The organism is Haloparvum alkalitolerans (assembly GCF_050122995.1).
GTDB classification, from domain to species: domain Archaea; phylum Halobacteriota; class Halobacteria; order Halobacteriales; family Haloferacaceae; genus Haloparvum; species Haloparvum alkalitolerans.
This window is the reverse complement of the sequence record NZ_JBNLIA010000011.1, coordinates 38,957-55,931: the sequence shown is the minus strand read 5'-3', so window position 1 is coordinate 55,931 and position 16,975 is coordinate 38,957. Positions and strand designations below refer to the sequence as shown.

The following is a 16,975-nucleotide window of genomic DNA, read 5'->3' as shown; positions in this document are numbered from 1 at the left end:
TGCGGTGCCGTGCGGAGGGTGGGACTGAAAGGGGCAGCCGGCTCGATCCGGCCCCGACGACGCAAGCACCGCAGCGGGCTTTGCGGAGAGCGAGGAGCGCAGCGAGGCGCGGCCGGTCGAGCCGGCTGGGGCTTTCCGGGTGTTGCTGTCCAGATTAACAGACACGCCAGCCGTTCAAAAATCGCCTGCGTATAGAGAGCCGGCTGGGGCTTTCTGAGCATCTCGCTCCCGGACACCGGAACCAGCATCTCGGACAGAAATATCGACACGGAATCACCGGGTACGAACGGTGAAGGGCCTTTATCCGCCGTGTTCGCCTAATCAGTATTCCGCGGCGTCCCAGCGCACGTCGTCGTACGTCCGCAGGCGCTCGGCGTCGAACCCCTGCTCGAACTTCCGGCGGAGGGAGGCCTTCTCCTCGGCGCCGATCCGCGCGAGCTCGTCGGCCTTCGCGACCGCTTCGGGCGGGCCGCGGGCCGCGGCCACGTCCGCGAGCGCCTGCGTCGTGAGCGCGTCGCGGACCCCGGGGTCGCGGGTGAACGCGTACGGCGCCTCCACCTTGTAGGGCACGTCGGTCCGCGGGTCGTAGACCACCATGAACGTCGTCTCGTACGCCTCGGGGTCGAGTTCGCGGTCGATCCCGAGCGCGTCGCCGTCCGCGGCCATGTGGCGGTCCGTGCCGCCGCGGGCGCGGAACCACGTCGTGCAGGTGAGCTCGTCGGTCTGGAGCTCACCGTCGTCGTCCCGGCGCTCCAGCAGGCGGGTGAAAAGCGCCGCGTCGTCGGGCCACGGCGCCTCGATGCCCTTCGCGTTCAGGACCCGGACGACCGCGCGCCCGGAGGGGTTCTTCACGAACCCGGCGAGGGGCACGTCCGCCTCGACGGCGCGCTCCACGAGGCGGACGTAGTTCTCGATGACGGCGCTCGGCTTCGCCTCGCGGGCGAGGTCGCCGAGTTCGGGGTCGCGGTCGACCCAGGTGAACAGCTCCTTCGGGTAGATGGGGCCGTCGAGGACGAGCAGGTCCGCGACCGCGTCGAAGTGCTCCAGGGCGTGGCTGCTCTCGGCGAGGTAGAGCGCGAGCGCGTGGACGACGCTCTCGGCGTAGCGGTTGACGGTCGGGACGTGGAGCACGCGCTGGCGGGTGTGGCCCTCGTCGCGCGGGAACCACTCCGTGTCGTGGTCGGTGGTCGTGTCCGCGGAGTGGACCGTCGCGACGATGGTCCGCGAGCGGTGGAGGCCGAGATCCGTCGGCTCCGAGGCCATCGCGGCGTGGGCCACGTCGACCACCAGCCCGTTCTTGAACGTCGTGGGGTTGATCGTCCCCGAGTCGAGGCCGTGCGTCGTCGGGAACGGGCGCTCCGTCAGCGCCACGTCGTCGACCGCGACCCGGCGCTTCGCGTGGTCCGCGACCGGTTCGAGGACGGTCCGCCCGTCGCGGCGCAGGTCCGGGAGGAAGTCGCTCCAGACCCGACTCGCGAGGTCCTCGTGGTCGGTCGTGTCGACGTTGCCCGCGATGGAACGGGCCAACCGCGCGATGTTGTCGACGTGGATCGGGTCGAGCGTCACGTCCTCCCACGGGGCCGTCGGCGACTAAAAGGGGTCGGTCAGGGGGTCGGGGATCCGGATATCCTTCCCGTTTGTCCATTACTGTTCGGGAAAATGAGGATCTTCCCAGAAATGGCCGGTCGAGGACGGCTTTCGATCGCCGAACGTCAGTTTTTGTTCGGTTCGAGTGGACGGTTTGCGAACGGTTGGCAGAATTTCTGACTATAGTAAATTATTTACGAAAACCCTATTAGCCGGGCGTCGGACTTCCGGGTATGCACAGGAGGGTTCGCGGATGAGCGTGCTCGAGACGGATCCCGAGGACACGATTCGCGTGATCGACGAGGACGGCGAGGTCGTCGGCGACGTGCCCGACCTCTCCGAGGAGGAATTCGTGGCGATGTACCGCTACATGAAGCTGGCCCGCCACTTCGACGAGCGGGCCGTGAGCCTCCAGCGGCAGGGGCGGATGGGGACCTACCCGCCGCTGTCGGGGCAAGAGGGCGCCCAGATCGGCTCCGCGCTCGCGCTCGCGGACGACGACTGGATCGTCCCCTCGTACCGCGAACACGGCGCGGCGCTGGTTCGCGGCGTCCCGCTGAAACAGACCCTGCTCTACTGGATGGGCCACGAGGACGGCAACCGGATGCCCGAGGGCGTCAACGTGTTCCCGGTCGCGGTGCCCATCGCCTCGCAGATCCCTCACGCCACCGGCGCGGCGTGGGCCAAAAAGCTGCAGGGCGACGACGACGTGTTCCTCTGTTACTTCGGCGACGGCGCCACCAGCGAGGGCGACTTCCACGAGGGGCTCAACTTCGCGGGCGTCTTCGACACGCCGACGGTCTTCTTCTGTAACAACAACCAGTGGGCCATCTCGGTCCCGCGCGAGCGCCAGACCGCCTCCGCGACGCTGGCCCAGAAGGCCGAGGCCTACGGCTTCGAGGGCGTCCGCGTCGACGGCATGGACCCCCTCGCCGTGTACAAGGCGACGACCGCGGCCGTCGAGAAGGCCCGCGACCCCGACGAGGGACGGCTCCGCCCGACGATGATCGAGGCGGTGCAGTATCGCTTCGGCGCGCACACGACCGCGGACGACCCCACGGTCTACCGCGACGAGGACGAGGTCGAGAAGTGGAAGGCGAAAGACCCCATCCCGAGGCTGGAGAAGTACCTCCGCGCGGAGGGGGTCCTCGACGACGACCGCGTCGCGGAGGTCGAGGCGTCGGTCAAGGAGCAGGTCGCCGACGCCATCGACGCCGCGGAGTCGGTGCCGCGGCCGGAGCCGCGCGAGATGTTCGAGCACGTCTACGAGGCCCTGCCGCCCGAGTTGGAGCGGCAGTACGAGGAGTTCGCCGCGGTGCGCGAGGAGTACGGCGACGATGCGTTCCTGGAGGACTGAGATGACGGAGACACAGAACCTCACGCTGGTGCAGGCGGTACGGGACGGACTGTTCACCGAGATGAGCGCGGACGAGGACGTGGTCGTCCTCGGCGAGGACGTCGGCAAGAACGGCGGCGTCTTCCGCGCCACCGAGGGCCTCTACGACGAGTTCGGCGGCGACCGCGTCATCGACACGCCGCTGGCGGAGTCGGGCATCATCGGCGCCGCGGTCGGGATGGCGGCGATGGGGATGCGGCCGGTGCCGGAGTGCCAGTTCTCCGGCTTCATGTACCCCGGCTTCGACCAGATCGTCTCCCACATGTCGCGGTTCCGCACCCGGAGCCGGAGCCGGTTCACGCTCCCCATGACGTTACGCGCCCCCTACGGCGGCGGGATCCGCGCACCGGAACACCACTCCGAGTCGAAGGAGGCCTTCTACGCCCACGAGGCCGGGCTGAAGGTCGCCATCCCCTCGACGCCGTACGACGCGAAGGGGATGCTCATCTCGGCCATCCGCGACCCCGACCCGGTCGTCTTCCTCGAACCGAAGCTCATCTACCGCGCGTTCCGCGGCGAGGTGCCCGAGGCGGACTACGAGGTGCCGCTCGGCGAGGCGATCACGCGCCGCGAGGGCGACGACATCGCCGTGTTCACCTGGGGCGCGATGACCCGGCCGACGATGGAGGCCGCCGAGAGCCTCGCCGAGGAGGGGATCGAGTGCGAGGTCGTCGACCTGCGCACCGTCTCCCCCCTCGACCGCGAGGCGATCGTCGAGGCGTTCGAGAAGACGGGCCGCGCGGCCGTGGTCCACGAGGCGCCCAAGTCGGGCGGGCTCGGCGCCGAGATCACCGCGACCATCCAGGAGGAGGCGCTGCTGTACCAGGAGGCGCCGGTCAAGCGGATCACCGGCTTCGACGTGCCGTTCCCGCTGTACGCGCTCGAGGACTACTACCTGCCGAGCGCCGCGCGCGTCGAGGCGGGCGTCAAGGAGGCGGTGAACTTCCCATGACGACGAAGGAGTTCAAGCTCCCCGACGTGGGGGAGGGCGTCGCCGAGGGCGAACTGGTCAACTGGCTCGTCGCGCCGGGCGACACCGTCACCGAGGACCAGCCGGTCGCGGAGGTGGAGACGGACAAGGCGCTCGTGGAGATCCCCTCGTCGTACGACGGGACCGTGAAGGAGCTGCTCGTCGAGGAGGGCGAGATGGTCCCGGTCGGCGACGTGATCATCACCTTCACCGTCGACGAGGAGGGCGACGGCGGCGAGCAGGCGGCCGAGGAGGAAGCAGCCGGCGGTGCGGAGGCCGCAGAACCGGTCGACGAGGAGGCGGCCGCAGAAACGGCCGCCGCGGAAGAAGAGGACTCCGCGGACGAGCCGGCCGAGCCGCCGGCCCCCGACGGACGCGTGTTCGCGCCGCCCTCGGTCCGCCGGCTGGCGCGCGAACTCGGCGTCGACCTCGGCGCCGTCTCCGGGTCCGGACCCGGCGGTCGCGTGAGCGAGACGGACGTGCGCGCCCACGCCGAGGGCGGCTCCGGGGCCGGGACCGCTTCCGAGGCGAGCGGGAGCGGCGAGCCCGCGCCCGAGCCGGCGTCGACCGACGCCGGCCGGAAGTCCGCGGTCTCGAAGCGCGGGGGGGAGGCGACGGCGTCGGGCGCGTCCGACGCCGTCGAGCCCGCCGGCCGCGAGACGACGCTCGCGGTCCCGGCGACCAGAAAAACCGCCCGCGAGGCGGGCGTCGACATCGACGACGTGCCGACCGACGAGACCCGCGACGGCGAGGCGTTCGTCACCGCCGAGCAGGTGGAGGCGTACGCGGCCGCACGGCGCGGCGAGGGCGCGGCGGGCGCGGCCGGTGAACCCGAACCGGCGGCGACCCCGGGCGCGGCGGCAGAAACCGAGACCGCCGGCGCCGACGTCGCCGGCCCGCAACCGGAGGAGACGGTGCCGTACCGCGGCGTGCGGCGCACCATCGGCAAGCAGATGGCGCGCTCGAAGTACACCGCGCCCCACGTCACCCACCACGACACCGCCGAGGTGGACGCGCTCGTGGAGGCTCGCGAGACGCTGAAGCCGAAGGCCGAGGCGGAGGGGGTGAAGCTCACCTACATGCCCTTCGTGATGAAGGCCATCGTGGCCGGCCTGAAGGAGCACCCCTACCTCAACAGCGAACTCCGCGAGGACGACGAGGAGATCGCCCTGAAAAACTACTACAACATCGGCATCGCGGTCGCCACCGACGCCGGCCTGATGGTCCCCGTGGTCGAGGACGTCGACGAGAAGGGGATCTTCGAGCTGGCCGAGGAAGTCAACGACCTCGCGGCACGCGCCCGCGAACGGAAACTGAAGCCCGCGGAGATGAAGGGCGGCACCTTCACGATCACCAACTTCGGCGCCATCGGCGGCGAGTACGCGACGCCGATCATCAACTACCCCGAGACGGCGATCCTCGGCCTCGGCGCCATCGAGAAGCGGCCCGTGGTCCGCGAGGTCGACCCGGACGACTCGTTCCTCGGCGACGAGGGCGGCGAGGAGGTCGTCGCGGCGCCGACGCTCCCGCTCTCGCTGTCGATCGACCACCGCGTCATCGACGGCGCCGTGGCCGCGCAGTTCGCCAACACCGTGATGGACCACCTTGAAAGCCCCCTGCTGCTACTTGACTCATAATGGTCGTCGGAGACATCGCGACCGGGACTGACGTACTGGTGATCGGCGCCGGGCCGGGCGGCTACGTGGCCGCCATCCGCGCCGCGCAAGAAGGCCTCGACACGACGCTGGTCGAGAAGGACGCCTACGGCGGCGCCTGCCTCAACCGCGGCTGTATCCCCTCGAAGGCGCTGATCACCGGCGCCGGACTGGCCCACGAAGCGGGCAACGCCGAGCACATGGGGATCCACGCCGACCCCGCCGTCGACATGGCGGGCATGCAGTCGTGGAAGGACGGCGTCGTGGAGCAGCTCACCGGCGGCGTCGAGAAGCTCTGCAAGGCCAACGGCGTCAACCTGGTCGAGGGGACCGCCACGTTCGCCGACGAGAACAGGGTCCGCGTCGCCCACGGCGGCGAGGGGCAGGGCTCGGAGTCCATCGAGTTCGAGCACGCCATAATCGCCACCGGCTCGCGGCCGATCCAGATCCCCGGCTTCGAGTACGCCGAGGACCACGTCTGGTCGGCGGAGGACGCGCTCGCGGCCGAGACGGTCCCGGACCGGCTGGTCGTGGTCGGCGGCGGCTACATCGGCATGGAGCTGGCGACCGTCTACGCCAAACTCGGCGCGGACGTGACCGTCGTGGAGATGCTCGACGACATCCTCGTCCCCTACGAGGACGACGTCTCCCGGATCGTCCGGAAGCGCGCCGAGGATCTCGGGATCGAGTTCCACTTCGGCGAGGGCGCGAGCGGCTGGGAGGAGGGCCCGGACGGCGGCTACCTCATCTCGACCGAGACGGAGGACGGCGAGGAGTCGAGCTACGCCGCGGACAGGGTGCTGGTCGCAGTCGGCCGCCAGCCGGTCACGGACACCCTCGAGTTGGAGAACGCCGGGATCGAGACGACCGAGGGCGGCTTCATCGAGACCGACGACCGCACCCGGACGAGCGTCGAGCACGTCCACGCGGTCGGCGACGTGGCCGGCGAGCCGATGCTGGCACACAAGGCCTCGAAGGAGGGGATCGTCGCCGCGGAGGTGATCGCGGGCGAGCCGGCGGCGCTCGACCAGCAGGCGATCCCCGCGGCCGTCTTCACGGACCCCGAGATCGCCACGGTCGGCATGACCGAGGCCGAGGCGGTCGAGGCCGGCTACGAGCCCGCGGTCGGGCAGATGCCGTTCAACGCCTCGGGGCGCGCGCTGACGACGGGCCACACCGACGGCTTCGTCCGCATCGTCGCCGACGAGGGGAGCGGCGTCGTGCTCGGCGGGCAGATCGTCGGCCCGGAGGCCTCGGAGCTGATCGCCGAGGTGACCCTGGCGATCGAGATGGGCGCGACGCTCGAGGACGTGGCGGCGACGGTCCACACCCACCCCACCCTCGCGGAGGCGGTCATGGAGGCCGCGGAGAACGCGCTGGGGCAGGCGATCCACACCCTGAACCGGTAGGTCGACGCCGCGGGTCGACCCGGGCCCGGAACGCGGGGAACGGCGCCGCCGCTCGCGGGCGTCGTTCCAAACGCCGGCGGGAGGCCGGCGTCGATACCACTGCCAAGCGGTACGACTCACGTCCCGGGCGGCGGGGCGAGTGAGTCACCAGTACGTGATCTCCGGGACCGTAAATATTTTGTCGTTAGTACGAAATACGCGCCCTCGGGAGTTCTACCGACCGTTCACACGGGGTAGATCGACCGGAGTACGTCAGCCGATGATCTGAAACTCCCGGCCGGCCGCGGCGTCGCCCGGGAGCCCCCAGAAGACGAACCGGTGAACGCCGGGGCCGAGCGCTGGGCAGACGCGCAGCCCCTCGGGACCGAGCGCGGCGATCTCCGGCTCGCGGAGCCGGACCGACCACGCGTACCCCCCGCCGCTGCCGACCGTCCGCACCTCGTCGGGGAACGCGGGGATCGCCCCGTCGGCGCCGCGGACCTCCTGCCAGCCCGCCTCCGTCCGGCGCTGGATGCTGACCAGTTCCTTCGGGCCGATCTCGATTTCGGCGTCCGAGAGGTTCCGGAGGGTGACCCGGAGCTCGTTGCCGTAGCTCTGTTGTGTCCCCTGTGCGGCCAGCTCGAAGCGGTGTCCGTCCGGCGTCCGCGCGGTGACGTACTGGACCGCGTCGTCGTCGAACGGCGGGTCGAAGCGCTCGAACCCCTCGTCCGAGCACTCGAGGCTCGCGGGCGTTCCCTCGGGACCTTGCGGACCGTCGCCGGCCGCGAAATCCAGACAGCCGGCGGTCCCGGCGACCCCCGCCCCGGCCGCGGTCAGCAGCGCGCGTCGCGAGAACTCCATAGTCGCCATAGTCGCGGCCGGGGTTTCAACGCCGCGACTCGCCGCGGCGGCCGGTTCACGCCGGGGACGGCTACCCGAGGATCCCGCCGACGGCGCCGGCGAGCGCGCTCGGGATCGCACCGAGAAGAGTGAACGCGACCACGACGAGCAGGAGGCTCCCGCCGAGCGCGGCACCGAGGGGGCCGATCAACCCCCCGGCCACGGCCAGCAGGACCCCGATCAGGATCCCCGCGACGGAACCGGCCAGCAGCCCGTGCCACGCCCCCCGGAGGAGGCCGCCCCCGGCGAGATAGCCCGCGACAAACCCCCCGACGAGCCCCGCGAGCCCGTGTCCCAGCACCGGAACGATGACGGCCAGTACCTCGGCGAGCAGCATCGCGGCGAACCCGTAGACGACGGCCTTCCAGTCGGTCATGACCGCCCGGAGACAGCGCGGTGGCAAAAGCCCCACGCAACGTTGTGAACGGCTACCCGTATCGTTATCAAAGACACACAGATAACCCCCGTTTCCTGTCAGCAGCGTTAATAAGTCCACGCGGGCTACCGTCGGGTATGAGCGACACGAACGGGCCCGACGACGCGGCGTCGGGCGATCCTGGAGACGGGGCCACCCTCCGACTGTCGGTCCCGGACATGGACTGCCCCTCCTGTGCCGGGAAGGTCGAGCGGAGCGTCCGCGGCCTCGACGGCGTCCGCGAGGTGGACCCGCGGCCGACGAGCGGCGTCCTGATCGTCCGGTACGACCCCGACCGGACGACGCCCGCGGCGGTCGAGGACCGCGTCGAAGGGGCCGGCTACGAGGTGGTCGACGAGCGGACGACGCGCCTGTCGGTCCCGGATATGGACTGCGCCTCCTGTGCCGGGAAGGTCGAGTCGGCGCTCGAGGCCGCGGGCGTGACCGGCGTCGAGACGAACCCGACCGCGGGCGAGGTGTCCGTCGTCCACGACCCCGAGACGGTCGACGAGGCCGACCTGATCGCGGCCGTCGAGAGCGCGGGCTACGAGGTGGTCGAAGCCGGCGCGGGCGGTTCCCCGGGCGGCACCGGGACCGAGTCGGCCACCGCGGCGTTCAGAACCCGGCGCGGGGTCGCGACCGGGGTCGGGGCGGTCCTGCTGGCGGCGGGACTGGCGCTTGAGTGGGCCGTCCCGGGCGCGAACCCGCAGTTCGCGACGGTCGGCCCGTGGACGATAACGGGCGCGTGGGTCGCGTACGTGCTCGCGGTGGCGGCCGCCGGCCCGCCGATCCTCCGGAACGGCTACTACTCCGCGAAGACCCTGAGCCTCGACATCGACCTGCTGATGTCCGCGGGGATGGCGGGCGCGCTGGCCATCGGCGCGCCGTTCGAGGCCGCCACGCTGGCGGTGCTCTTCTCGACCGCGGAGCTCTTGGAGCGCTTCTCGGTCGACCGGGCGCGGAACTCCCTGTCGGCGCTGATGGAGCTGTCGCCTGACACCGCGACCGTCCTCCGCGACGGTCCGGAGGGAGAAACGGAGGAGACCGTCCCCGCCGAGGCGGTCGCCGTCGGGGAGCGCGTCGCCGTCCGGCCGGGCGAGAAGGTCCCGCTCGACGGCGTGGTCGTCGCGGGCGAGACCGCGGTCGACGAGTCGCCGATCACCGGCGAGTCGGTCCCCGCGGACAAGGAGCCGGGCGACGAGGTGTACGCCGGGTCGATAAACGAGGCGGGCTACGTCGAGGTGGAGGTCACCGCGACCGCGGACGACTCGACCATCGCGCGCGTCGTCGACCTCGTGGAGTCCGCGACCGCCGAGGACACCGAGGCCGAGCGGTTCGTCGACCGCTTCGCGGGCGTCTACACGCCCCTGATCGTCGGCCTCGCGGCGCTCACGGTGGTCGGCGGGACGCTGTTCGGTGCCGGCGGCTTCACCGACTGGTTCGTCCGCGGGCTCGCGCTTTTGGTGATCGCCTGCCCCTGCGCGTTCGTCATCTCGACGCCCGTCAGCGTCGTCTCGGGCGTCACCGCGGCGGCCCGCAACGGCGTCCTGATCAAGGGCGGCAGACACCTCGAGAACGCCGGCGACGTCGAGACGGTCGCGGTCGACAAGACCGGGACGCTCACCACGGGCGAACTGTCGGTCACCGACGTGGTGCCGGTCGGTCACGCCGACGAGGCCGACGTGCTCTCGTGTGCGGCCGCGCTGGAGCGCCGGAGCGAACACCCCATCGGGAACGCGGTCGTCGCCCGCGCCGAGGAGGCGGGGCTCCCCGACCGCGAGGTGTCCGGCTTCGAGGCGCTGACCGGGAAGGGCGTCCGCGCCGAGGTCGACGGCGAGACCCACTACGCCGGCAAGCCCGCGCTGTTCGCGGACCTCGGCTTCGACCTCGAGCACGCCCACCTGCGCGCGGACGGCGGGGCGATGATCGGGGAGGGCGAGGAGGGCGAGAAGGGAGCCGAGCAGGACCCACTCACCGACGAGACCGCCGCCTGCGACCACGAAGCGGGCGCGTACGTCGACCTGATCAACGAGACCATCCCGCGGCTGCAAAAGGAGGGCAAGACCGTCGTCCTCGTCGGCACGGAGTTGGAGATCGAGGGCGTCGTCGCGGTCGCGGACACGGTCCGCCCCGAGGCGGCGTGGGCGGTCGACCGCCTGCACGAGTTGGGGATCGGCCGCGTCGTCATGCTCACCGGGGACAACGAGCGCACCGCCCGCGCCATCGGCGAGCGCGTCGGCGTCGACGAGGTGCGCGCGGACCTGCTGCCGGACGAGAAGGTCGACGCGGTCCGCGAACTCCGCGAGGCGAGCGACGGCGGCGTCCTGATGGTCGGCGACGGCGTCAATGACGCGCCCGCTCTCGCGGCCGCGACGGTCGGCGTGGCGATGGGCGCGGCCGGCACCGACGCGGCGCTGGAGACCGCCGACGCCGCGCTGATGGGCGACGACCTCACGCGGCTCCCCTACCTCGTGGACCTCTCCGCGCGCGCCTCGCGGGTGATCAGGACGAACATCGCCGCCTCGCTCGGCGTCAAGGCGCTGCTGGCGCTCGGCGCGCCCTTCGGCTACGTCTCCATCGCGATGGCGGTGCTGGTCGGCGACATGGGGATGAGCCTCGGCGTCACCGGTAACGCGCTCCGACTCGGTCGGGTCGAGCCCGCGGAGCCGCCCGAGGACGCGGTCGCGGTCGCCGAGGCGGCCGAGAGCTGATCGGAGGCTTCCGCCGCCGAAACTCCCGAGCACATTTATCCGGGCCGCCTGAATCGCCGCTCGATGGCCCTCCAACTCAGACACGCCCTGCTCGCACTGGTCCCCGGACTCGGACTGGCGGCGGTCGTCGCCAGCTTCCCGATCGCGATCGACGCCGTCGACCTCGACACCGCGGTCGTCTACCAGCTCCAGCTGCTCCGGAGCGTCGGCTTCGTGCTGACGCTCGGCGTTGCGGCCGCCGCGGGCGCCGCGATCGCCCGCGACGGCGGCGTCGAGGCGGGCGAAGCGGACGGCGGAACGGGCGCCGCCGTCGCGCCCCTGTTCGCCCTGTTTCTCGGCGGCGGCCTGATCGGCCTGATCGCCGCCTACCTCGTGCTCGCGTTCACCCTGGCGGACGGCAGCACCGCCGGCCCGGTGTGGGGACCGATCCTGACGCAGACGTTCCAGTCGGCCGTCCCCGTCGCGGTCGCCGGCGTCGCGGGGGCGTCGGTCGCCGCGCTCCGACGCGCCTGATCGGGCGGTCGATCTCCCGCCGAAGAAACACCGCCGACAGAAATACGCCGACAGAAATACGCCGACAGAAACACCGCCGACAGAAATACGCCGACAGAAACACCGCCGACAGAAATACGCCGACAGAAATACGCCGACAGCCACTTAGCGCCCGCCGCAGAACGACCGGCATGGACATCGTCGAGGCCCTCCGCGCCGACGACGCCGCGGTCGCGGTCGTCGGGGCGGGCGGCAAGAAGACCACGATGTACGCGCTCGCGGAGCGACTCGACCGGGCCGTGGTGACCGCCGCCGTGCGGATCCCCATCTTCGACTCCCACGTCGGGGCAGTCGCGGTGACCGAAGACCCGGTCGGTCGGCTGGCGTCCGCCGAAAACGGGGAGTTCCCGCTCGGACTCGTCCCCGAACGCGAGCGCGAGGACCGCTACCTGGGCTACGACGCCGCGGTCGTCGACGACCTGATCGCGGCCCACGACGGCCCGGTCCTGATCAAGGCCGACGGCGCGCGGATGCGCGAGTTTAAGGCGCCGAAGGAGACCGAGCCGCAGATCCCCAGCCGGACCGACGTAGTCGTTCCCGTCGCGAGCGCGAGCGTCGTCGGCGAGCCGCTGACCGACGAGCGCGTCCACCGCCCCGAGCGCGTCGTCGCGGTCGCGGAGGCGGCGGGCGTCGACGCCGCGGTCGGCGAGCCGGTCACCCCCGAGGTCGTCGGCGCCGTCCTCGCGAGCCGCGAGGGCGGACTGAAGGGCGTGCCGGAGGGCGCGACCGCGATCCCGCTCGTGAACAAGGTGGACGACGACGCCCGCGAGGCCGACGCCCGCGCGGTGGCCGCGGCCTTCCACGAGCACCACGACGGCGACGTGCCCGTCCCGCACGTCGTCCTCGGGCGGCTGATCGACGGCGCGGTCGCGGACGCGGTCTGAGCGGAGTGTTCCGTCGGCGGTCGGACCGCGCCGGGTCTCTCTCGCGCTCGCCGGCCGAAGGGAAACCGGCTTGCGCCCCCGGCGCGAAGCCGCGGGTATGCCGACGGGAGCCATCGTCGCCGGGGGGCGCTCGACGCGCTTCGGCGACGCGGACAAGGCGGTCGCGGAACTGGCGGGCGTCCCCATGATCCGGCGCGTCGCGAACCGACTGGCGGGGGCGGACGCCCCCGTGGCACCGGGCGCCGCGCGCGCGTCGGGCGGCGACCCGGTCGTGGACGACCTCGTGGTCAACTGTCGCCCGGACCAGCGCGAGGCCATCGACGCGGCGCTGGAGGGGTATCCGCTCCCGGTGACGTACGCGCCGGACGCCGACCCGGACCAGGGGCCGATGGCGGGGATCCGGAACGCCTGCCGGGCGGCGCCCGGGGAGTACGCCGCGGTCGTCGCCTGCGACATGCCGTTCGTCGACCCCGCGTTCCTCGCGCACCTGTTCGACGCCGCGGCCGGACACGACGCCGCGGTGCCGCAGCTCGACGACGAGTGGTTCCAGACGACGCAGGCGGTCTATCGCGCCGACGCGATGGCGGACGCCTGCGACGCCGCGCTGGAGGCCGGCGCCCGCAAGATCATCGAACCGCTGTTCGAACTCGACCACGTCGTCGTCGGCGACGCCGAGATCCGCCGGGTCACCGACGCGCGCACCTTCGAGAACTGCAACACGCGCGAGGAACTGCTCGCCGCCGAGCGCCGGGTCCGCGAGGAGCGTTGAGTCGGGAAACCGACGCCCCGAGTCGGCTCCGCGCGGCGCCGCGTTGCCTGCCGACCGCCGCGCGCTATCGACGCCTATTCCTCCCGGCCCGTCCCAGCGCCGACATGCTCAACTACGTGACGACGAACCCCGGGAAGGTCCGCGAGGCCGAGGAGTACCTCGGGACCGAGTCGGTCGGCCAACTCGAGTTCGACTACACGGAGATCCAGGCGTCCGAACTCGGGCCCATCGCCGCCCGGGGCGCGCGCGAGGCGTACCGCCACGCCGGCGAACCGGTGCTCGTCGACGACGCCGGGCTGTTCATCGAAGACTTAGACGGCTTCCCCGGTCCCTACTCCTCGTACGTCGAGGACACGCTCGGGGTCGAGCGCGTCTGGGCGATCGCCGAGGAACTGGCGGACCGCCGCGCCTCGTTCCGGTGCGTGCTGGCCTACTGCGACGGCGAGGGGTTCGCCGCCAGCCCCGACCCGGTCGACCGCGGGGACCGCGTCGCCGCGGCCGCGGCCGGGCCGGACGGAGAGGGCGAGGACGGCGACGCACGCGACGACCCGCTCCCGGTCAAACTGTTCGAGGGCGCCGTCCCCGGCCGCATGGTCGCACCGCGCGGCGACGGCGGGTTCGGCTACGACCCGATCTTCGAGCACGACGGGGCGACGTTCGCGGAGATGGACGCCGCCGAGAAGAACGCCGTCTCCCACCGCGGCCGCGCGCTGGGCAAGTTCGCGGAGTGGTTCGCGGAGCGATAAGTCGCCCGGCGGCCTCTGCGGCCGCCTTTGCGGCGTTCCGAGGTTTCTGTCTCGACCGCGGATGCTACCGATCGGGACGGCAACCGCCCGGCACCGCGACCGCACCGCAACGTACCGCGACTGCACCGCGACCGTACAGCGCCCTCGCCCCACCTCTCTCGGCGGGGGCGGGTCACTCCGTCAGCGGCATCACGACCCCGAAGACGACGACCGAGATCAGCGCGATCACCGGACCGAGGAACTCCATCGTCAGGAACACGGTGTTCAGCGTCTCCGTCGCACCGCCGGTCGCGTGGAGGCCGTACTCCGCGAGCGCGCCGGCCACGAACAGCGCGCCGCCGACCAGCGCGCCGCCCTTCGTCATCCGTCCGTAGTCCGCGTCGCCGTAGCGTCCAGCCATACGCGCCACCGAGTCGATGACCCCAAATATCGGTTTCGGTCCGTCTTCGCGTCGGCCGAAACAGCCACTCGTCGCCGTCCCTTCCGCCGGTTCGGTGCCATCCGTCTCCCCGTTCGCCACCGCGAGCGCCTCGAAAGGTTGACAACGGCCGACCACCGCAGGGGGGACATGAGAAAGACCGTCGAGGCGTTCGCGGCCGAAATCGTCGAGCTCGTCGCGCTCGTGGTCGGTACCGGCGCGCTCTCATCGATTGGCGTCTACCTGGAGCGTCTCGGGCTCGCCGCGGTGACGGCGGGCGACGTGACGGTGGGCGCGTGGATGCTGTTCATGGGCACCGTTCTGCTGTACGGCGGCGCGTACCTGCTGGGCTACGAGACGCTCCTCCCGCGGGCGAAGCGGCTGCTCGCGAACCCGGCGGAGTAGCGGGACGAGCGCGGAAGCGGCCCCTTACAGTTCCTCGGCCAGCACCGGCGCGACGGAGACCGCGGAGCAGGCGCGTTCGAGCGTGTCGGTGCCGACCACGCGCTCGACGCCCGCCCGCCGGAGCTTCGTGACCGCGTTGCTCGCCAGCATGGGATGGACGCAGGCGGCGAGCACGCGGGCGGCGCCGCGCTCGACGAGCACTTCGACCGCCTCGCTCATCGTCGACCCGGTGGCGACGATGTCGTCGACGACGACCACGTCCCGGTCCGCGACCGGCGCGTCGGACGGGGAGATCTCGACCTCGCCGGTGTCGCGGTCGCGGTGCTTCTCGAAGAAGTCCGTCTCGCCGGCGCCGTGGGCGTCGCGGACGGTCTCCGCGATGTCGGTCGCGCCCTCGTCGGGCGCCAGAAAGAGCGGGTCGTCGAGGTCGGGGAGCGGCGCCGCGAGGACGCCCGCGGCGTCGACGACGGTCGTCGGCGCGTCGTAGTAGTCGGCGACGTTCGGCTCGTGGGGGTTCACGAGGACGACGCGGTCGGTCCCGGTCGAGACCGCGCGCGCCATCGCGCGAGCCGATACGGGCTGCCCGTGCTTGAACGCCTGGTCCTGCCGGGCGTAGCCCATGTACGGGACGACGGTCGTCACGTCCGTCGCGCCCGCCTCGCGAACCGCGTCCTGTAGCTGGAGCAGTTCCACCCACGCCTCGTCGCTGTCGGTGCTGGCGACGACGACCGCGGCGTCTCCGGCGAACTCCGGGACCGACGCGAGCCCCTCCCCGTCCGGAAACCGCTCGTAGGTCGGCGTCGCGAGCGAGCGTCCCGTCTCCGCGGCCAGCGCGGCCGCGAGCGTCTGGGCGCTCGACCCGGGTACGATCATGGCTATCGGTTCCGCGGACGCGCTTAAACCGGTTTCCTTACTCGCGCGGCCGCTCCGGCGACCGAGCGCCGCGGCTCGGCGGTCGAAAACGGGAGGATGAACCGGACGATATCTTTCTCACGTCGTTGAAAAATGCACCGGCCGAGATTTGAACTCGGGTTGCAACCATGGCAAGGTTGCGTGATACCACTACACTACCGGTGCGCTTCCCGTACCTGTACGTGTGCCGCTGTCCTACTTAAACCTGTCACATTCGGACGACGGCGTGGGGGGCCGCCAGCACGTTTCGATCGCCGGGGCGGCGACTCAGCGCCCGTCCGCGGCCCGAACCGCCGTGACCCCGCGGACCTCGCGGACGCCGACGGTGCGGTGGCGCCAGCCGTCCCCGGCGTCGACGCAGAGCGTTCCGGCGTCGGTCGCCGCGAGCGCCAGCCCGGGACCGTAACCGACCGCCGCGACCGGGTCCGACACCGGCAGCGACGCCGCGTCCCACGCGTCGCCCGCGAACCCGTCGCCGACGTGGACCGAGAGGGTTCCCTCCTCGTCGACCGCGAGCGCGTGGCCATCGCCGTCGGCCGCGATCGCCCGGAAACCGCCGGCGAGGGCGTCCATCCAGCCGTTGCCGAGCCAGTAGAGCCCCGTCGCCGTCGCCGCGAGCGGCACGCCCGTCCCGGCCACGTCGCGAGCGTCCGCGAGGCCGACGCGCTCCAGCGTGTCGCCCACGACGCGGTGGACGCCGTCCGCGCCGGCGACGAGGGGGCCGTCGACCGCGGTCGGCTCCTCGACGCGTCCGAGCCTCGTCCCGGCGGCGGTCTCCGCGACGTGGTCCGCCTCGGTCCCGACCGCCGCTTCGGGGTCGACTCGGTGGACATCGCCGTCCGCGGTCGCCGCGACGAAGGCACCGTCGTGGACGCCGACCGCGGCCGTCGGACCGAGCCCCGTCGACGTGAACTCGAGGGAGGCGTCGGCGCGGCTCCCTGCGGGTGCGTCGGGGGCCTCCGCGCTCGACGGGAGTCGTGCGACCAGCAGGTCCTCCGCCGTCGCGAGCGCGAGGCGTCTCCGGGGCCGCCCGTTCGCGTCGGCGTCCGCCTTCGCGGGACCGCCGGCGACCGCCACGTCCCGCGCGTCCGCGCGCTCGGCGATCCCGAACTCGCCGATCTTGTCGGCGGAGACGGCGACCCGGACGAGCCCCATTCCGGCCGCGAGGTAGACGTCGGTCCGGCCGGCCGACCCGGCGTACACGCGCTTCTCGGCCAGCGAGATGTCGTCCTCGGCGGGCATCGTCGGCAGTGGGGCGGCGCCGGCC

At 72.0% G+C, this 16,975-nt stretch carries 16 protein-coding genes and 1 tRNA gene; 10 read left to right on the top strand and 7 right to left on the bottom strand.

Translation table 11 applies throughout. The annotated features are described in order from the left end of the window. Positions 1-321 precede the first annotated feature (321 nt). Entirely contained in the window at positions 322-1,566 is a 1,245-nt protein-coding gene (locus ACQE3L_RS10575) for a DNA double-strand break repair nuclease NurA (RefSeq protein ID WP_426963746.1), read from the bottom strand. A gap of 274 nt (positions 1,567-1,840) precedes the next feature. Here ACQE3L_RS10575 and pdhA point away from each other — a divergent pair, with 274 nt between their 5' ends. Genes pdhA through lpdA form a run of 4 tightly spaced genes read left to right on the top strand, consistent with a single transcriptional unit; the run spans position 1,841 to position 7,017 of the window. After that, positions 1,841-2,944: a pyruvate dehydrogenase (acetyl-transferring) E1 component subunit alpha gene (gene pdhA, locus ACQE3L_RS10570; protein WP_426963745.1), complete on the top strand. Its 1,104-nt coding sequence runs from the start codon at positions 1,841-1,843 to the stop codon at positions 2,942-2,944. 1 nt (position 2,945) lies between these two features. Beyond that, the gene (locus ACQE3L_RS10565; protein ID WP_426963743.1) at positions 2,946-3,935 is read left to right on the top strand and encodes an alpha-ketoacid dehydrogenase subunit beta; all 990 of its coding nucleotides are present in this window, start codon (positions 2,946-2,948) and stop codon (positions 3,933-3,935) included. Continuing rightward, positions 3,932-5,590, top strand: a complete 1,659-nt coding sequence (locus tag ACQE3L_RS10560; protein ID WP_426963742.1) for a dihydrolipoamide acetyltransferase family protein — start codon at positions 3,932-3,934, stop codon at positions 5,588-5,590. The genes ACQE3L_RS10565 and ACQE3L_RS10560 overlap by 4 nt, the downstream gene beginning before the upstream one ends. After that, positions 5,590-7,017 carry a dihydrolipoyl dehydrogenase gene (gene lpdA / locus ACQE3L_RS10555; RefSeq protein ID WP_426963741.1) on the top strand — a complete coding sequence of 476 codons (1,428 nt, stop codon included), beginning with the start codon at positions 5,590-5,592 and terminating at the stop codon, positions 7,015-7,017. The genes ACQE3L_RS10560 and lpdA overlap by 1 nt, the downstream gene beginning before the upstream one ends. Before the next feature lie 252 nt (positions 7,018-7,269). Here lpdA and ACQE3L_RS10550 read toward each other — a convergent pair whose 3' ends face one another. Further along, positions 7,270-7,857 (bottom strand): hypothetical protein, encoded by a 588-nt coding sequence (locus ACQE3L_RS10550; RefSeq protein ID WP_426963740.1) that lies wholly within the window; start codon positions 7,855-7,857, stop codon positions 7,270-7,272. A 70-nt stretch (positions 7,858-7,927) separates the two neighbouring features. After that, positions 7,928-8,272, bottom strand: coding sequence for a DUF5518 domain-containing protein (locus ACQE3L_RS10545; RefSeq protein WP_426963739.1), 345 nt, complete (start codon positions 8,270-8,272; stop codon positions 7,928-7,930). 137 nt (positions 8,273-8,409) lie between these two features. Here ACQE3L_RS10545 and ACQE3L_RS10540 point away from each other — a divergent pair, with 137 nt between their 5' ends. The 5 genes from ACQE3L_RS10540 to ACQE3L_RS10520 all read left to right on the top strand — a co-directional run bounded on the left by ACQE3L_RS10540 (position 8,410) and on the right by ACQE3L_RS10520 (position 13,973). Continuing rightward, the gene (locus ACQE3L_RS10540; RefSeq protein WP_426963738.1) at positions 8,410-11,022 is read left to right on the top strand and encodes a heavy metal translocating P-type ATPase; all 2,613 of its coding nucleotides are present in this window, start codon (positions 8,410-8,412) and stop codon (positions 11,020-11,022) included. A 63-nt stretch (positions 11,023-11,085) separates the two neighbouring features. Beyond that, positions 11,086-11,535, top strand: a complete 450-nt coding sequence (locus ACQE3L_RS10535; RefSeq protein WP_426963737.1) for a hypothetical protein — start codon at positions 11,086-11,088, stop codon at positions 11,533-11,535. A 170-nt stretch (positions 11,536-11,705) separates the two neighbouring features. Next, positions 11,706-12,458: a selenium cofactor biosynthesis protein YqeC gene (gene yqeC, locus ACQE3L_RS10530; RefSeq protein WP_426963736.1), complete on the top strand. Its 753-nt coding sequence runs from the start codon at positions 11,706-11,708 to the stop codon at positions 12,456-12,458. Positions 12,459-12,555: 97 nt separating this feature from the next. Next, positions 12,556-13,227, top strand: coding sequence for a molybdenum cofactor guanylyltransferase (locus ACQE3L_RS10525; RefSeq protein WP_426963735.1), 672 nt, complete (start codon positions 12,556-12,558; stop codon positions 13,225-13,227). A 104-nt stretch (positions 13,228-13,331) separates the two neighbouring features. Continuing rightward, on the top strand, positions 13,332-13,973 hold the full coding sequence (locus tag ACQE3L_RS10520) for a non-canonical purine NTP pyrophosphatase (RefSeq protein WP_426963734.1): 642 nt from the start codon (positions 13,332-13,334) through the stop codon (positions 13,971-13,973). Positions 13,974-14,145: 172 nt separating this feature from the next. Here ACQE3L_RS10520 and ACQE3L_RS10515 read toward each other — a convergent pair whose 3' ends face one another. Further along, the gene (locus ACQE3L_RS10515) at positions 14,146-14,373 is read right to left on the bottom strand and encodes a DUF7860 family protein (RefSeq protein WP_426963733.1); all 228 of its coding nucleotides are present in this window, start codon (positions 14,371-14,373) and stop codon (positions 14,146-14,148) included. Positions 14,374-14,541: 168 nt separating this feature from the next. Here ACQE3L_RS10515 and ACQE3L_RS10510 point away from each other — a divergent pair, with 168 nt between their 5' ends. Then, positions 14,542-14,796, top strand: a complete 255-nt coding sequence (locus ACQE3L_RS10510; RefSeq protein WP_426963732.1) for a DUF8151 family protein — start codon at positions 14,542-14,544, stop codon at positions 14,794-14,796. Positions 14,797-14,820: 24 nt separating this feature from the next. Here the strand turns inward: ACQE3L_RS10510 and prs are convergent, their stop codons facing one another. The 3 genes from prs to ACQE3L_RS10495 form a co-directional block, all read right to left on the bottom strand. Continuing rightward, entirely contained in the window at positions 14,821-15,669 is an 849-nt protein-coding gene (gene prs, locus ACQE3L_RS10505) for a ribose-phosphate diphosphokinase (RefSeq protein ID WP_426963731.1), read from the bottom strand. 133 nt (positions 15,670-15,802) lie between these two features. Then, positions 15,803-15,873 (bottom strand) — tRNA-Gly (locus tag ACQE3L_RS10500). A gap of 102 nt (positions 15,874-15,975) precedes the next feature. Then, positions 15,976-16,950: an HVO_0234 family beta-propeller protein gene (locus tag ACQE3L_RS10495; protein ID WP_426963730.1), complete on the bottom strand. Its 975-nt coding sequence runs from the start codon at positions 16,948-16,950 to the stop codon at positions 15,976-15,978. Between the last annotated feature and the right edge of the window lie 25 nt (positions 16,951-16,975).

What these genes read in the sequence shown, in the direction of transcription:
- pdhA (WP_426963745.1), top strand. Translation starts at nt 1,841, where the DNA reads ATGAGCGTGCTCGAGACGGATCCCGAGGACACGATTCGCGTGATCGAC.
- ACQE3L_RS10565 (WP_426963743.1), top strand. Translation starts at nt 2,946, where the DNA reads ATGACGGAGACACAGAACCTCACGCTGGTGCAGGCGGTACGGGACGGA.
- ACQE3L_RS10560 (WP_426963742.1), top strand. Translation starts at nt 3,932, where the DNA reads ATGACGACGAAGGAGTTCAAGCTCCCCGACGTGGGGGAGGGCGTCGCC.
- lpdA (WP_426963741.1), top strand. Translation starts at nt 5,590, where the DNA reads ATGGTCGTCGGAGACATCGCGACCGGGACTGACGTACTGGTGATCGGC.
- ACQE3L_RS10550 (WP_426963740.1), bottom strand. Translation starts at nt 7,857, where the DNA reads ATGGAGTTCTCGCGACGCGCGCTGCTGACCGCGGCCGGGGCGGGGGTC.
- ACQE3L_RS10545 (WP_426963739.1), bottom strand. Translation starts at nt 8,272, where the DNA reads ATGACCGACTGGAAGGCCGTCGTCTACGGGTTCGCCGCGATGCTGCTC.
- ACQE3L_RS10540 (WP_426963738.1), top strand. Translation starts at nt 8,410, where the DNA reads ATGAGCGACACGAACGGGCCCGACGACGCGGCGTCGGGCGATCCTGGA.
- ACQE3L_RS10535 (WP_426963737.1), top strand. Translation starts at nt 11,086, where the DNA reads ATGGCCCTCCAACTCAGACACGCCCTGCTCGCACTGGTCCCCGGACTC.
- yqeC (WP_426963736.1), top strand. Translation starts at nt 11,706, where the DNA reads ATGGACATCGTCGAGGCCCTCCGCGCCGACGACGCCGCGGTCGCGGTC.
- ACQE3L_RS10525 (WP_426963735.1), top strand. Translation starts at nt 12,556, where the DNA reads ATGCCGACGGGAGCCATCGTCGCCGGGGGGCGCTCGACGCGCTTCGGC.
- ACQE3L_RS10520 (WP_426963734.1), top strand. Translation starts at nt 13,332, where the DNA reads ATGCTCAACTACGTGACGACGAACCCCGGGAAGGTCCGCGAGGCCGAG.
- ACQE3L_RS10515 (WP_426963733.1), bottom strand. Translation starts at nt 14,373, where the DNA reads ATGGCTGGACGCTACGGCGACGCGGACTACGGACGGATGACGAAGGGC.
- ACQE3L_RS10510 (WP_426963732.1), top strand. Translation starts at nt 14,542, where the DNA reads ATGAGAAAGACCGTCGAGGCGTTCGCGGCCGAAATCGTCGAGCTCGTC.
- prs (WP_426963731.1), bottom strand. Translation starts at nt 15,669, where the DNA reads ATGATCGTACCCGGGTCGAGCGCCCAGACGCTCGCGGCCGCGCTGGCC.
- ACQE3L_RS10495 (WP_426963730.1), bottom strand. Translation starts at nt 16,950, where the DNA reads ATGCCCGCCGAGGACGACATCTCGCTGGCCGAGAAGCGCGTGTACGCC.